The sequence below is a fragment of the Mycolicibacterium wolinskyi genome, assembly GCF_002101965.1.
Taxonomy (GTDB): domain Bacteria; phylum Actinomycetota; class Actinomycetes; order Mycobacteriales; family Mycobacteriaceae; genus Mycobacterium; species Mycobacterium wolinskyi.
Window position 1 is genome coordinate 1 of record NZ_LQQA01000036.1, and the last position, 14,878, is coordinate 14,878.

Genomic DNA, 14,878 nt, shown 5'->3' on the forward strand with positions numbered 1-14,878 from the left:
CCCGGAAGCTAAGCCTGCCAGCGCCGATGATACTACCCACACGGGTGGAAAAGTAGGACACCGCCGAACACAAATTAAGAATCGCCCCCCACAGAAATGTGGGGGGCGATTCTCTTTTTCCAACTGAAATTCGAATAGACGATTATGCCGAGCTCACCCCCGGCAAGTATCCTTTGCGGGAAGGGGCGGGTAGAAAGGCACACGTGGTCGGAGACAGTCAAGGCGGCGGTGAACGTCGCCCACGGCGAGCTTCCAGCAACCGTGCATCCAACAACCGGACGTCCGGTGGGGGCCAGCGCAGCGGTCCGCACGATCACCGCAGGCGCGACCAGCGGTCGTCGGCCCCGCGATCATCTGGACCCGGTCGGGCCCGCCCGGCACAACCCGAGGGAAGCGACGAGCAGGACCAGAATGCCGTGCCGCGGCTCCCTGCCGACGTCGAAGCCAAGCAATTGGCACCCGAGATCCGGCGTGAACTGATCACCCTGGACAAATCGACTGCCGACTACGTCGCCCGGCACCTCGTGGCCGCAGGCAACCTTCTCGACGAAGACCCCGAGACCGCGCTTGCCCATGCCCGTGCGGCGCGTAGTCGGGCGGGCCGGCTCGCTGCCGTCCGGGAAGCCGTCGGAATCGCGGCCTACCACTGTGGCGACTGGGCGCAGGCCCTCGCCGAGCTGCGCGCAGCCCGCAGGATGGGCAGCAAATCGCCTCTGCTCGCGATGATCGCCGACTGCGAACGCGGTGTCGGCCGTCCGGAACGCGCCATCGAGCTCGCACGCAGTGCGGAAGCCGCCGCACTCACCGGCGACGACGCCGACGAGCTGCGCATCGTGGCCGCCGGCGCGCGTTCCGATCTGGGCCAGTTCGAGCAGGCGCTGTCCATTCTGTCGACCCCGCAGCTCGATCCGAGCAGCACCGGTCAAACCGCTGCGCGGCTGTTCTACGCCTACGCCGACACTCTCTTGGCGCTCGATCGGGCCGACGAGGCGCTGCAGTGGTTCATCAACGCGGCGGCTGCCGACGTCGAGGGCGTGACGGACGCCGAAGACCGGATCACGGAGCTGTCCTGACGTGACGACGCTTGCACGGCAACATGATTGCCTGCTGCTCGATCTCGACGGTACGGTGTTTCGCGGCCATGAGCCGGTCTCCGGAGCACTCGACAGCCTGGCCGATGTCGACGCACGGGTGTTGTACGTCACCAACAATGCGTCGCGCGCTCCCGGTCAGGTCGCCGAGCATCTCAAGGAGATGGGTTTCCGGGCCGACGCCGATGACGTCGTCACCAGTGCCCAGAGCGCTGCGCGGCTGTTGGCCGCTCAATTGCCGGCGGGCGCAAAAGTTCTCGTCGTCGGCACCGACGCGCTCGCCGATGAGGTGAGCAACGTCGGGCTGCGGCCGGTTCGGCAGTTCGAGGAAGAACCGGTGGCCGTGGTGCAGGGCCACTCGCCGCAAACCGGCTGGCCCGAACTTGCCGAAGCGGCGCTGGCGATCAGGGCCGGAGCCCTGTGGGTCGCCGCGAACGTCGATCTCACGCTGCCGAACGAGCGCGGCCTGCTGCCGGGCAACGGATCGATGGTTGCGGCGCTGAAAGCAGCGACTGCACAGGAGCCGCAGGTGGCCGGGAAGCCGCAGCCGACCCTGATGAACGATGCGCTGGCCCGCGGAACATTCGACACCCCGCTTGTGGTCGGCGATCGCCTCGACACCGACATCGCCGGCGCGAACGCCGCGGGTCTGCCGAGCCTCATGGTGCTCAGCGGTGTCAGCACCGCTGCCGAGGCGCTGCATGCGGTGGTCGCCGAACGTCCTGACTACATCGCGCCGGACCTGCGTGGTCTGCACGCGCCGGCGGAGAGCCTGAAAGTCGGCCCCCAGCCCGCGTGGCGGGTCGTTCTCGACGGCTCAGACGTCACGGTGTACGCCACCGGTGCCGAGGCGACGGACTCGTTGTCGGTGCTCCGGGCGACCGCGCACGCCGTGTGGGCCGCCGATGTCGACCACCAGGACTTCGCGGTACTCGCCGGCGACGACACCGCGCGCCGCGCGCTACAACAGTGGTCGTTGCTGTCGGTGCCAGTCGACTAGCGCACGATCGGCTAGCGTGAATACCGCTATGACTACCGATCCTGACCAACTCCGGGCAGAGGTCGCCGAGGTACTCGCCGACCTGCCCGATACGTCCGCGGACGGATACCAACTCGGCGATGGCGACATCGATTTGATGGTGTCCCGGCTTGAGCAGGCACACGAGGTGCTCGTGCACGCGCTCGAGTCGGTCGACAAAGGGTGAGCACTGGTGGCGCGGCGCGCTCGTGTTGATGCCGAGCTGGTGAGACGTGGGCTGGCCCGGTCGCGTCAGCAGGCGGCGGAATTGATCGGCGCCGGACGCGTCCGCATCGACGGGATGCCCGCGGCGAAGCCCGCGACGGCCATCGCCGTCGACGCGAACATCGTCGTCACCCACAGCGACGAACGCAGTTGGGTGTCGCGCGGGGCGCACAAGCTCATCGGCGCGCTCGACGCGTTCGCGTTGAGCGTCGAAGGACGCCGCTGTTTGGATGCCGGCGCATCCACCGGCGGCTTCACCGAAGTGCTCCTGGATCGCGGGGCGGCCGAGGTGGTCGCGGTCGACGTCGGCTACGGGCAGCTCGCGTGGTCATTGCGTTCGGATGCCCGCGTGGTCGTGCAGGAGCGCACCAACGTCCGGGAATTGACGGCCGATGCCATCGGCGGGCCGGTGCACCTGATCGTGGCGGACCTGTCGTTCATCTCCCTGGCCACGGTGTTGCCCGCGCTGACCGCCTGCGCGGCCGCCGACGCCGATATCGTTCCCATGGTGAAGCCCCAGTTCGAGGTCGGTAAGGACCGCGTGGGCGCCGGCGGGGTGGTGTCCGACCCGGAACTGCGGATCGACGCGGTGTGCACGGTCGCCCGCAAGGCCGCCGAACTGCAATGGCATGCTGTCGATGTGACGGCCAGCCCACTTCCGGGGCCATCGGGCAATGTTGAGTACTTCCTGCACCTGCGCCGCGAGACGGATGCGCCGCTGCACGGCGAATCGCTCGAGCGGGCAGTGCGCCGGGCGGTCGAGGAGGGGCCGCAATGACGGCTGAACGCATGATCCTGCTGGTGGTCCACACCGGCCGGGAAGAAGCCACCGAGGTCGCGCGCCGCGTAGAGAAAGTCCTCGGCGACAACGACATTGCGCTGCGCGTACTGTCCGCCGAGGCTGTCGACCGCGGGCCACTGCACCTGGCGCCCGACGATATGCGCGCGCTCGGGGTCGAGATCGAGGTGGTCGACGCCGACGAACGGGCGGCCGAGGGCTGTGAACTCGTGCTGGTGCTCGGCGGCGACGGAACCTTCCTGCGCGCGGCGGAACTCGCCCGCAATGTGGAGATCCCGGTGCTCGGTGTCAACCTGGGCCGCATCGGATTCCTCGCCGAGGCCGAGGCGGAGGCCATCGACCGGGTCCTCGAGCATGTCATCAACCGCGACTACCGCATCGAGGAGCGCATGACCCTCGACGTGGTCGTCCGGGTTGGCACCGAGGTGGTCAACCAGGGGTGGGCGCTCAACGAGGCCAGCCTCGAGAAGGGCCCACGCCTCGGCGTGCTCGGTGTGGTGGTCGAGGTCGACGGGCGACCGGTCTCGGCGTTCGGCTGCGACGGTGTGCTGGTCTCGACGCCGACGGGATCGACGGCGTACGCGTTCTCGGCGGGCGGGCCGGTGCTGTGGCCGGATCTGGAGGCAATCCTGGTGGTGCCCAACAACGCTCACGCATTGTTCGCGCGTCCGATGGTGACCAGCCCGGAGGCGTCGATCGCGATCGAGATCGAGGCCAGGGGCAACGACGCTCTCGTGTTCTGCGACGGTCGGCGCGAGATGGTCGTGCCCGCGGGCGGCCGGTTGGAGGTGACGCGCTGCGGCACCCCGCTGAAATGGGTGCGCATCGACAGCGCACCGTTCACGGATCGACTGGTGCGCAAATTCCGGTTGCCGGTCACCGGATGGCGGGGGCAGTAGCCACACGTGCTCGCCGAAATCCGAATTGAGTCTCTCGGCGCGATCAGCGCCGCAACCGCGGAGTTCGACCGCGGCCTGACTGTGCTGACCGGCGAGACCGGCACCGGTAAGACGATGGTCGTCACCGGCCTGCACCTGCTCGGTGGCGCTCGTGCCGACGCGACGCGGGTTCGCTCCGGTGCTGACCGGGCCGTGGTGGAAGGCCGGTTCAGCACAACGGAATTGGGCGCCGACGTGGCGAGACGCGTCGAGGAGATCCTCGATTCGTCCGGGGCCGAGCGCGACGACGACGGCAGCGTCATCGCCGCACGCTCGGTCAGCCGGGCCGGGCCGTCGCGCGCCTACCTCGGCGGGCGCAGCGTGCCTGCCAAGTCGCTGAGCAGTTTCACCGCCGAGGTGCTCACGCTGCACGGGCAGAACGATCAGCTGCGCCTCATGAAACCCGACGAGCAGCGGGCAGCGCTCGACCGGTTCGCCGACGTCGACAAGCCCCTGGCCCGCTACCGCAAGATCCGTGAGCAGTGGCTGGTGGCCCGTCGGGATCTGGCCGACCGCAGGCTGCGCGCCCGTGAGCTGGCACAGGAAGCCGACCGGCTCAGCTTCGGTATCAACGAGATCGACACCGTGGCACCCCAGCCCGGCGAGGACGAGGCCATCGTCGCCGATATCCGGCGGCTCTCGGAACTCGACGCGCTGCGCGAGGCCGCGCAGACCGCGCGCACCGCGTTGTCGGGTGATCTCGACGATCCGTCACCGGATTCCGTCTCGGCGGCCGACGGGGTGGGGCAGGCGAAGGCGGCGCTGGAAGGCACCGACGATGCCGCGCTGCGCGCCCTTGGCGTGCGTCTGGCCGAAGCGGCGGCGGTGATCACCGATGTGACCGCCGAACTCGGCGACTATCTGGCCGAATTACCAAGCGACGCCAGCACTCTGGAAACCAAGCTGGCCAGGCAGGCTGAGCTGCGCACACTGACCCGCAAGTACGCCGCCGACATCGACGGAGTGCTCGCCTGGTCACGCGAGGCCGCCGAGCGGTTGGCCGCGCTCGACGTCTCAGAGGAGACCCTGAGCGAACTCGAGCGTCAGGTGGGTGAGCTGGAAATGCAGCTCGTGGCCGCGGCCGGCGAGCTCACCAAAGCCCGCAGCAAGGCGGCCAAGGGGCTGGCGAAAGCCGTGACGGCTGAGCTGGCCGGCCTGGCGATGGCCAACGCGATCTTCAGCATCACGGTCGCACCGCTGCCCGCGCGTGCCGATGATTCGGCTCCGGTGAAGCTGACCGACGGCAGCGTCGTCCACGCCGGGCACGACGGGGTCGACGCGGTGGAGTTCGGTTTCACCGCCCACCGCGGCGCCGACGTGCTGCCGCTGACCAAGAGCGCGTCCGGCGGTGAGCTGTCGCGCGTGATGCTCGCGCTCGAAGTGGTGCTCGCGGCGTCGGCCGAGGGCACCACGATGGTGTTCGACGAAGTCGACGCGGGAGTCGGCGGGCGCGCCGCGGTGCAGATCGGCCGTCGGCTCGCCCGGCTCGCCCGCACGCATCAGGTCATCGTCGTCACGCACCTGCCACAGGTGGCGGCCTACGCCGACGTCCATCTCGTGGTCGACAGCGGCAACGGGCGCAGCAAGTCCAGCGGTGTGCGTCGCATCGACGACGACGACCGGGTCGCCGAGCTCGCGCGCATGCTGGCCGGGCTCGGCGAATCCGACAGTGGCCGAGCACACGCCAGGGAACTACTGGACGCCGCGCAGCAGGAGCGCAACGGCGACTGACCGCAGGTAGGGCTGTTACTGGTGTGACGAAAGCCAACTTGTGAGGCTGGAGTTACGGCGCGCCTCCACCTCCACTTGAGGGTTTCTCGACAGAATCGGCGCATGAAGATGTCAGCGCTGCTCACTCGCAATGCCACCTCACGCCCGGGTGTCACGGGCACTGCCCGCGTGGACCGCGACATCGATCGACTGCTGCGACGCGTCGGCCCCGGCGACATCGTCGTTCTCGATGCCCAAGACCTGGACCGGATCACCGCGGACGCGCTGGTCGAGGCGAACGTGGCCGGCGTGGTCAACGCGTCCCCGTCGATCTCCGGGCGGTACCCCAATCTGGGGCCCGAGGTGCTCGTCGCCAACGGGGTCACGCTCATCGACGAGGCCGGTCCGGAGGTCTTCAAGAAGGTCAAGGACGGTGCCCGCGTGCGTCTGCACAACGGCGGCGTCTACTCCGGTGACCGCCGGATCGCCCACGGCGTCGAGCGCAACGACCAAGAGATCCACGAGCTCATGCATGAGGCCAAGAGCGGCCTGGTGGCCCACCTCGAGGCGTTCGCGGGCAACACCATCGAATTCATCCGCAGCGAGAGCCCCTTGCTGATCGACGGCATCGGCATCCCCAACATCGACGTCGACCTGCGTCGTCGGCATGTCGTGATCGTCGCCGAGGAGCCCAATGCCGCCGACGACCTCAAGGCCCTCAAACCGTTCATCAAGGAGTACCAGCCCGTTCTGGTCGGGGTCGGCGTCGGCGCCGACGTGCTCCGCAAGGCGGGATATCGGCCGGCGCTCATCGTCGGCGACCCGGACAAGATGAGCGTCGAGGTGCTGCGCAGCGGAGCCCAGGTGATCCTGCCCGCCGACGCCGACGGGCATGCCGCCGGGCTCGAGCGCATCCAGGATCTCGGTGTCGGCGCGATGACATTCCCCGCCGCCGGCTCGGCCGCGGACCTGGCGCTGCTGTTGTGCGATCACCACGGTGCGGCGTTGATCGTCACCGCCGGGCACACCGCAAACATCGAGGAGTTCTTCGACCGGTCGCGGCAGCGCAGCAACCCGTCGACGTTCCTGACCCGGTTGAAGGTGGGGGAGAAGCTCGTCGACGCCAAGGCCGTGGCCACGCTGTACCGCAGCCGGGTGTCCGGCGGCGCGATCGCCCTGCTGGTGCTGGCCATGCTGGTGGCCGTCATCGTCGCGCTGTGGGTGTCGCGCGCCGATGCCGCGGTGCTCGACTGGGTTGCCGAGTACTGGAACCGTTTCACGCTGTGGGTGCAGGGCCTCGTCAGCTGAATGGGCAGGTGAGCCGTGATAACGCTACGCGCACATGCAATTTCGTTGGCGGCGGTGTTCCTCGCACTCGCGATCGGGGTGGCGCTGGGGTCGGGCCTGCTGTCCAACACCGTGCTGTCGGGACTGCGTGACGACAAGAAACAGCTGCAGCACCAGATCGACACGCTCACCGACGACAAGAACGCGTTGAACGAAAGACTCAACGCGGCAAGCGAATTCGATGCGCAGATGGCGCCGCGCATCGTGCGTGACGCGTTGAAGGACAAGTCGGTGGTGGTGTTCCGGACGCCCGATGCCGCCGACGGCGACGTCGACGCGATGGCACGCTTCATCGGCCAGGCCGGCGGCACCGTCACCGGCACGGTGTCGCTGACCCCGGAGTTCGTGGAAGCCAACTCGGCGGACAAGTTGCTCTCGGTGGTCAACTCGCCGATCGTGCCGGCCGGCAAACAGCTCAACACCGCCGCGGTGGACCAGGGCTCGCAAGCAGGCGACCTGTTGGGCATCGCGCTGCTCATCGACAAGAACCCCGCCACGGCCCCGGTGGACGACACCCAGCGCGAGACGGTGCTCACCGCACTGCGCGACACCGGCTTCCTGACATATGACGATCAGCACATCGGTGCGGCCAACACCGCGCTCATCGTGACCGGCGGCGGGCTCGGCGACGACGCGGGCAACCGTGGCGCGACCGTGGCCCGGTTCGCGTCCGGCCTCGCCCCGCACGGCTCCGGCACCGTCCTGGTCGGCAGGCAGGGCGCGGCTTCCGGCACCGGCGCCGTGGCGGTGACCAGGTCGGATGCCGCACTCACGGCGGCGGTCAGCACCGTCGACGACGTGGATTCCAGCGCCGGTCAGATCACAGCGGTGCTGGCGCTCGGCGACCTCGCCGCCGGCGGGCGGCCAGGGCAGTACGGCACCGGACCGGGCGCCGCATCCGTAACCGTCCCGCAATAGCACCTAACCGGCGCGTCAGCGACGGCTCGTCCGTGTCAGTGTTAAGGTGAGATTCCGTGGGTTGGCAGGCCACAGCTAGTTTCAGCGATTCCCTGCCCGTCGTCACGGAGGATGCTTTTGCCCGCGTTACGCAAGCACCCGCAAACCGCCACCAAACATCTCTTCGTCACTGGTGGTGTGGTTTCGTCACTCGGTAAGGGTCTGACCGCGTCCAGCCTCGGTCAGTTGCTGACCGCGCGGGGCCTGCAGGTGACCATGCAGAAGCTCGACCCGTATCTCAACGTCGACCCGGGCACCATGAACCCGTTCCAGCACGGCGAGGTGTTCGTCACCGAGGACGGTGCCGAAACCGACCTCGACGTCGGCCACTACGAACGCTTCCTGGACCGCAACCTGTCGGGCTCGGCCAATGTGACGACCGGCCAGGTGTACTCGTCGGTGATCGCCAAGGAACGCCGCGGCGAGTACCTGGGCGACACCGTCCAGGTGATCCCGCACATCACCGACGAGATCAAGAGCCGCATCCTGGCGATGGCCGAACCCGACGCGTCCGGTAACCGGCCCGACGTCGTGATCACCGAAGTCGGCGGCACGGTCGGCGACATCGAATCCCTGCCGTTCCTGGAGGCCGCCCGCCAGGTGCGCCACGAGGTCGGCCGCGACAACTGTTTCTTCCTGCACGTATCGCTGGTGCCGTACCTCGCGCCGTCCGGTGAGCTCAAGACCAAACCGACCCAGCACTCGGTGGCCGCGCTGCGCAGCATCGGCATCACACCGGATGCGCTGATCCTGCGCTGCGACCGCGACGTGCCCGAGCCGCTCAAGAACAAGATCGCGCTCATGTGCGACGTCGACGTCGACGGCGTGATCTCGACGCCGGATGCGCCCTCGATCTATGACATCCCCAAGGTGCTGCACCGCGAGGAACTCGACGCGTACGTGGTGCGCCGGCTCAACCTGCCGTTCCGCGACGTCGACTGGACCGAGTGGGACGATCTGCTGCGCCGCGTCCACGAACCGCAGGAGACCGTGCGAATTGCCCTGGTGGGCAAGTACATCGACCTGTCCGATGCGTACCTGTCGGTTGCCGAGGCGCTGCGCGCGGGCGGATTCAAGCACCGCGCCAAGGTGGAGATGCGGTGGGTGGCCTCCGATGACTGCGAGACCGACAACGGGGCATCCGCAGCGCTCGCCGACGTACACGGCGTGCTGATCCCCGGCGGGTTCGGCATCCGCGGCATCGAGGGCAAGATCGGCGCCATCTCGTTCGCGCGCAAGCGCGGGCTTCCGGTGCTCGGGCTGTGCCTGGGCCTGCAGTGCATCGTCATCGAGGCCGCGCGGTCGGTCGGCATCACCGGGGCGAACTCGGCCGAGTTCGATCCGAAGACCACCGACCCGGTGATCTCCACCATGGCCGACCAGCGCGATGCCGTGGCAGGCGAGGCAGACCTCGGTGGCACCATGCGGCTCGGTGCCTACCCGGCCGTGCTGACCCCGAATTCCATTGTGGCCGAGGCGTACCAGTCCACCGAGGTGTCCGAACGGCACCGGCACCGCTACGAGGTCAACAACGCCTATCGGGACCGGATCGCCGAAAGCGGGCTGCGGTTCTCCGGCACCTCGCCCGACGGGCATCTGGTGGAGTTCGTCGAATACGCGCCCGAGGTGCATCCGTTCCTGGTCGGCACGCAGGCCCACCCCGAACTCAAGAGCCGGCCCACCCGGCCGCATCCGTTGTTCGCGTCGTTCATCGGCGCGGCGCTGAGCTACAAGGCCGAGGAGCGGTTGCCGGGTATGGATCTGCCCGAGCAGTTCTCCAACGGCGTCGAGCAGTCAGATGACGCCCTGGACGGATCCCTGGAGAAATCCGACGTCCGTGGCTGAACACGACTTCGAGACGCTGGCAAGCGAAACCGTATACGTCGGAAAGATTTTCGCGCTGCGCGCGGATGAGGTCAGTATGCCGGGCGGTGGCACGGCACGGCGTGAGGTCGTCGAACACTACGGCGCGGTCGCCGTCGTCGCGCTGGACGACGACGGCAATGTGGTGCTGGTGTACCAATACCGGCACCCGCTGGGCCGCCGGTTGTGGGAGCTTCCCGCCGGTCTGCTGGACCTGGGCGGCGAGCCTCCCGAGGTGACCGCGGCGCGCGAACTCAAGGAGGAAGTCGGCCTGGCCGCCGCGAACTGGCGCGTTCTCGTCGACATCATCTCGGCGCCCGGATTCTCCGACGAGAGCGTGCGGATCTTCCTGGCGACCGGGCTGACCGACATCGGACGGCCCGAGGCGCACGACGAAGAAGCCGACATGGTGATCGAGCGGGTTCCGCTGGCCGAGGCGGTGTCGCGGGTGTTCACCGGTGAGATCGTGAATTCGATTGCGGTGGCGGGCATTCTGGCTGCGCACGCGATGAGCGATGCGGAGTCGTTGCGGCCCGTGGACGCACCGTGGGTGGACCGCCCGACAGCGTTCTGGCGGCGCAAAGGCCTGCAGTGACGACATCGTCGCCGCTCCGCACGGCCCTGGACGACCAGATCCAGGGCTACCTCGATCACCTCACGATCGAGCGGGGGGTGGCGGCCAACACGCTGAGCTCCTACCGTCGCGACCTGCGCCGGTATGCCGAACACCTGACGCAGCGCGGCATCGACGATCTGGCCAAGGTCGCCGAGACCGATGTCAGCGATTTCCTGGTGGCGCTGCGCCGCGGTGACCCCGAGGCGGGTGTGGTTGCGCTGTCGGCGGTTTCGGCGGCCAGGGCCGTCGTCGCGGTACGCGGCCTGCACCGGTTCGCCGCGGCCGAGGGGCTCACCGACGTCGACGTCGCCCGTGCGGTCAAACCACCGACCCCGAGCCGCCGGCTACCCAAGAGCCTGACCCTCGACGAGGTGCTGGCGTTACTGGAAGCCGCAGGCGGCGACAGCGAGGCCGACGGGCCGTTGACCCTGCGCAATCGCGCGCTGCTCGAGCTGCTGTACTCCACCGGCGCCCGTATCTCGGAAGCAGTCGGGCTCGACGTCGACGACATCGACACGCACGCCCGCTCGGTGCTGCTGCACGGCAAGGGCGGCAAGCAGCGGCTGGTGCCGATCGGCCGCCCGGCGGTCAGCGCGCTCGACGCCTACCTGGTGCGCGGACGGCCGGATCTGGCCCGACGCGGTCGCGGTACCCCGGCGATCTTCCTCAACGCCCGCGGCGGTCGGCTGTCGCGGCAGAGCGCATGGCAGGTGCTGCAGGACGCCGCGGAACGGGCCGGCATCGCGTCGGCCGTGTCACCGCACACCCTGCGGCACTCCTTTGCCACCCACCTGCTCGACGGCGGCGCCGATGTGCGCGTCGTGCAGGAGCTTCTCGGGCACGCGTCGGTGACCACGACGCAGATCTACACCATGGTCACCGTGCACACGCTGCGCGAAGTGTGGGCCGGGGCGCATCCGCGCGCACGCTAGAAGATCCTGAGCGATCTGTCAGCCGCCCAGGTACTCCGACTCCAGTACCAGATCGGGCAGCAGCGTCTGGTATTCGGCGTGCGTCTTGTGCTCCGTGGTGTTCCACACCGTGCCTTGGTGCTCGCGCATGTACGCGAGGTAGTTCGGCGCGCCGGGCAGCTTGACGTTGTCGGCGACGACGATCGAACCCGCGTGCAGCCAGCCGCGGTCCAGGATGCTGTGCAGGTCGGGCAGGTAGGCGTTCTTGTCGTGGTCGAGGAACACCAAATCCAGCCCGCCCGGGGCGAACCCGCTCTGCGTGAGAGCGTCGAGCGTTTTCCCGCCATCGCCGATGGTGCCGACGACGCACGTGACCCGGTCGGCGACGCCGGCATGCGCCCAGATGCGGCGGGCGATCTCGGCGTTGGCGGGGGAGAACTCGACGGAGAACACCCGGGCGGCCGGTGCGGCGCGGGCGATGCGCATGGCGCCGTAGCCGCAGTACGTGCCGAGTTCCAGCGCCAACTGCGTTTCTGCTCGGCGGACGGCGGCGTCGAGTAATGCGCCCTTCTCGTCGCCGACGTTGATGAGAAAAGACTTCTCGTAGGCGAACTTGTCGATCGTGGCGAGGACATCGTCGAGATCGCCCTGCCGGGCATTGGCCACGACGTAGTCCGCGGCGGCAGCCTCGCGACCGTCGCCCCACTGCCCGGTCTTGGCGAAGTGCCAGGCGCCGATCCCCATGCGGATGAACGACCACCGCAACAGCGGCAGCCGCTGCTTGAGACTCATGACCTTCACCATATGGCTCGATTGCCCGCGGGTCTGCCCGTCCTGGCAGCGTGACGACGTTAAACTTGCCCGGATGTTCGCCAAGTCTTCGCGATATGACGCCAGTGGTGGTCGCGTTGACTGACGACCACGGACACGATGGTCTGTTCGAGCACAGTGGGACCGAACTGGGCCTGACCGGGCGCCCCCCGCGCGACATTCCCGAGCCGCAACCCCGATCGACGCACGGCCCGGCCAAGGTCATCGCGATGTGCAACCAGAAGGGCGGGGTCGGCAAGACCACCTCGACCATCAACCTGGGCGCGAGCCTCGCCGAGTACGGCCGGCGGGTCCTGCTCGTCGACCTCGATCCGCAGGGCGCCCTGTCGGCGGGCCTCGGGGTGCCGCACTACGAGCTCGCCCAGACCGTACACAACCTGCTCGTCGAGCCGCGGGTGTCGATCGACGACGTGCTGATCAAGACCCGGGTCAGCGGCATGGACCTGGTTCCCAGCAACATCGACCTGTCGGCCGCCGAGATCCAGCTGGTCAATGAGGTCGGCCGCGAGCAGTCTCTGGCGCGGGCGCTCTATCCCGTCCTCGACCGCTACGACTACGTGCTGATCGACTGCCAGCCGTCGCTGGGCCTACTGACCGTCAACGGTCTGGCGTGCGCGGACGGCGTCATCATCCCGACCGAATGCGAGTACTTCTCGCTTCGCGGCCTGGCGCTGCTCACCGACACCGTGGACAAGGTGCACGACCGGCTCAACCCCAAACTGTCCATCAGCGGCATCCTGGTCACCCGCTACGACCCGCGCACGGTGAACGCGCGCGAGGTCATGGCCCGCGTGGTGGAGCGGTTCGGCGACCTCGTATTCGACACCGTCATCACCCGGACCGTGCGGTTCCCGGAGACCAGCGTCGCCGGCGAGCCGATCACCACCTGGGCGCCCAAGTCCGGTGGCGCCATCGCCTACCGGTCGCTCGCGCGGGAAGTCATCTACCGGTTCGGCGTGTGAACGACGTCGCGGGTACCGATGCCGCGCAGACCGTGGCGGCATCGGATGACGCATCCGGCGGCAGTCAGCAGAACCGCTTCCAGGTTCGGCTGACCAACTTCGAGGGTCCGTTCGACCTTCTGCTGCAGCTGATCTTCGCGCACCGGCTCGATGTCACCGAGGTGGCGTTGCACCAGGTGACCGACGATTTCATCGCATACACCAAGCAGATCGGCGCGCAGCTGGAACTCGACGAGACCACGGCGTTCCTGGTGATCGCGGCCACGCTGCTCGACCTCAAGGCCGCACGACTGCTGCCGGCCGGCGAGGTGCAGGACGAGGAAGACCTGGCCCTGCTCGAGGTGCGGGATCTGCTGTTCGCCCGGCTCCTGCAGTACCGCGCGTTCAAGCACGTCGCCGAGATGTTCGCCGAACTCGAGGCGGCGGCGCTGCGCAGCTATCCGCGCGCGGTGTCGTTGGAGGACCGCTACTCCGACCTGCTCCCGGAGGTCATGCTCGGCGTCGATGCGGAGAAGTTCGCCACAATCGCCGCGGCGGCGTTCACCCCGCGCCCGGTGCCGACGGTCGGCACCGATCACATTCACGCGCCCAAGGTGTCGGTGCCCGAGCAGGCCGAGCGGCTGCTTGGCCTGCTGGAACAGCGTGGGGTCGGGCAGTGGGCGACCTTCACCGAACTGGTGGCCGACTGCACGGCCGGCATCGAGATCGTGGGCCGTTTCCTGGCGCTGCTCGAGCTGTTCCGGGCCAGGGCGGTAGCATTCGAACAATCAGAACCGCTTGGTGTGCTCCAGGTTTCGTGGACCGGGGATCGACCGACCAGCGAACACCTGGCAACCGCCGACGCGGAAGAATAGCGAGAACGATGACTGACGAGACCTCCGATCCCGGTGCCGAGCCCGGCACCGGGATGGATGCTCAGCTGCCGCCCGTCGACCTCGGTGAGGATCTGGGCGTCGACGTCGCCCTCGTCCCGGAACTGGACGACGGCGAGCTCGGCGCGGTGCTGGAGGCACTGCTGCTGGTGGTCGACACCCCGGTGACCGTCGATGCGCTGGCCTCGGCCACCGAACAGCCGGCCTATCGCATCGCGGCCAAACTGCGGCTCATGGCCGACGAGCTGGCCGCCCGCGACAGCGGCATCGACCTGCGCGAGGCCGGTGGTGGCTGGCGGATGTACACCCGCGCGCGGTACGCGCCGTACGTGGAACGGCTGCTGCTCGACGGCGCGAGGACCAAGCTGACCCGCGCGGCGTTGGAAACCCTCGCGGTGGTGGCCTACCGGCAGCCGGTGACCCGCGCCCGCGTGAGCGCGGTGCGTGGTGTCAACGTCGACGCGGTGATGCGGACGCTGCTGGCCCGCGGCCTCATCACCGAGGCCGGCACCGATTCCGATTCGGGGGCGACGACTTTCGCGACGACGGAACTGTTCCTGGAACGGTTGGGCCTCTCCTCGCTGACCGACCTGCCCGACATCGCGCCGCTGCTGCCCGACGTCGACGTGATCGACGACCTGAGCGAAAACCTCGGAGACGAACCGCGTTTCGCGAAACTCAACGGCGGGACGCCTTCGGGCGACCAGCCGGCCGCCTTCGATGTGGACAAGGACTGAC

15 protein-coding genes are annotated in these 14,878 nt (G+C 68.4%); 14 read left to right on the forward strand and 1 reads right to left on the reverse strand.

All coding sequences use genetic code 11. The features are described from left to right. Positions 1-203 precede the first annotated feature (203 nt). From AWC31_RS36285 to xerD, 11 genes are all read left to right on the forward strand, one after another. Positions 204-1,073 (forward strand): tetratricopeptide repeat protein, encoded by an 870-nt coding sequence (locus tag AWC31_RS36285; RefSeq protein WP_084357044.1) that lies wholly within the window; start codon positions 204-206, stop codon positions 1,071-1,073. A gap of 1 nt (position 1,074) precedes the next feature. Continuing rightward, positions 1,075-2,091: an HAD-IIA family hydrolase gene (locus AWC31_RS36290; protein WP_085150692.1), complete on the forward strand. Its 1,017-nt coding sequence runs from the start codon at positions 1,075-1,077 to the stop codon at positions 2,089-2,091. 28 nt (positions 2,092-2,119) lie between these two features. Next, entirely contained in the window at positions 2,120-2,296 is a 177-nt protein-coding gene (locus AWC31_RS37035) for a hypothetical protein (protein WP_110775447.1), read from the forward strand. A 6-nt stretch (positions 2,297-2,302) separates the two neighbouring features. Then, complete coding sequence (locus AWC31_RS36295) at positions 2,303-3,112, forward strand: TlyA family RNA methyltransferase (RefSeq protein ID WP_085150694.1); 810 nt, start codon at positions 2,303-2,305, stop codon at positions 3,110-3,112. Further along, positions 3,109-4,032 carry an NAD kinase gene (locus AWC31_RS36300; RefSeq protein WP_067859260.1) on the forward strand — a complete coding sequence of 308 codons (924 nt, stop codon included), beginning with the start codon at positions 3,109-3,111 and terminating at the stop codon, positions 4,030-4,032. The genes AWC31_RS36295 and AWC31_RS36300 overlap by 4 nt, the downstream gene beginning before the upstream one ends. 6 nt (positions 4,033-4,038) lie before the next feature. Beyond that, a complete protein-coding gene (gene recN / locus AWC31_RS36305; protein WP_085150696.1) occupies positions 4,039-5,802 on the forward strand; it encodes a DNA repair protein RecN in 1,764 nt (587 codons plus the stop codon). 102 nt (positions 5,803-5,904) lie between these two features. Then, a complete protein-coding gene (gene steA / locus AWC31_RS36310; RefSeq protein ID WP_067859253.1) occupies positions 5,905-7,089 on the forward strand; it encodes a putative cytokinetic ring protein SteA in 1,185 nt (394 codons plus the stop codon). Positions 7,090-7,104: 15 nt separating this feature from the next. Further along, positions 7,105-8,046, forward strand: coding sequence for a copper transporter (locus tag AWC31_RS36315; RefSeq protein WP_067859250.1), 942 nt, complete (start codon positions 7,105-7,107; stop codon positions 8,044-8,046). A 117-nt stretch (positions 8,047-8,163) separates the two neighbouring features. Beyond that, positions 8,164-9,930, forward strand: coding sequence for a CTP synthase (locus AWC31_RS36320; RefSeq protein ID WP_067859290.1), 1,767 nt, complete (start codon positions 8,164-8,166; stop codon positions 9,928-9,930). After that, a complete protein-coding gene (locus AWC31_RS36325) occupies positions 9,923-10,543 on the forward strand; it encodes an NUDIX domain-containing protein (RefSeq protein WP_085150698.1) in 621 nt (206 codons plus the stop codon). Before AWC31_RS36320 ends, AWC31_RS36325 begins: the two co-directional genes overlap by 8 nt. Further along, on the forward strand, positions 10,540-11,496 hold the full coding sequence (gene xerD, locus AWC31_RS36330; RefSeq protein WP_085150700.1) for a site-specific tyrosine recombinase XerD: 957 nt from the start codon (positions 10,540-10,542) through the stop codon (positions 11,494-11,496). The genes AWC31_RS36325 and xerD overlap by 4 nt, the downstream gene beginning before the upstream one ends. Before the next feature lie 18 nt (positions 11,497-11,514). On the opposite strand, the gene AWC31_RS36335 is transcribed toward xerD, so the two are convergent. Then, positions 11,515-12,267, reverse strand: coding sequence for an O-methyltransferase (locus tag AWC31_RS36335; protein ID WP_085150802.1), 753 nt, complete (start codon positions 12,265-12,267; stop codon positions 11,515-11,517). A 95-nt stretch (positions 12,268-12,362) separates the two neighbouring features. On the opposite strand from AWC31_RS36335, the gene AWC31_RS36340 reads away from it, so the two are divergent. The 3 genes from AWC31_RS36340 to scpB are packed head-to-tail and all read left to right on the forward strand — an operon-like array spanning position 12,363 to position 14,877. Continuing rightward, entirely contained in the window at positions 12,363-13,268 is a 906-nt protein-coding gene (locus AWC31_RS36340; protein ID WP_165766116.1) for a ParA family protein, read from the forward strand. Positions 13,269-13,300: 32 nt separating this feature from the next. Then, the gene (locus AWC31_RS36345) at positions 13,301-14,122 is read left to right on the forward strand and encodes a segregation/condensation protein A (RefSeq protein WP_110775455.1); all 822 of its coding nucleotides are present in this window, start codon (positions 13,301-13,303) and stop codon (positions 14,120-14,122) included. A gap of 8 nt (positions 14,123-14,130) precedes the next feature. Next, the gene (gene scpB, locus AWC31_RS36350) at positions 14,131-14,877 is read left to right on the forward strand and encodes an SMC-Scp complex subunit ScpB (protein ID WP_085150704.1); all 747 of its coding nucleotides are present in this window, start codon (positions 14,131-14,133) and stop codon (positions 14,875-14,877) included. The last annotated feature ends 1 nt before the right edge of the window (position 14,878 follow it).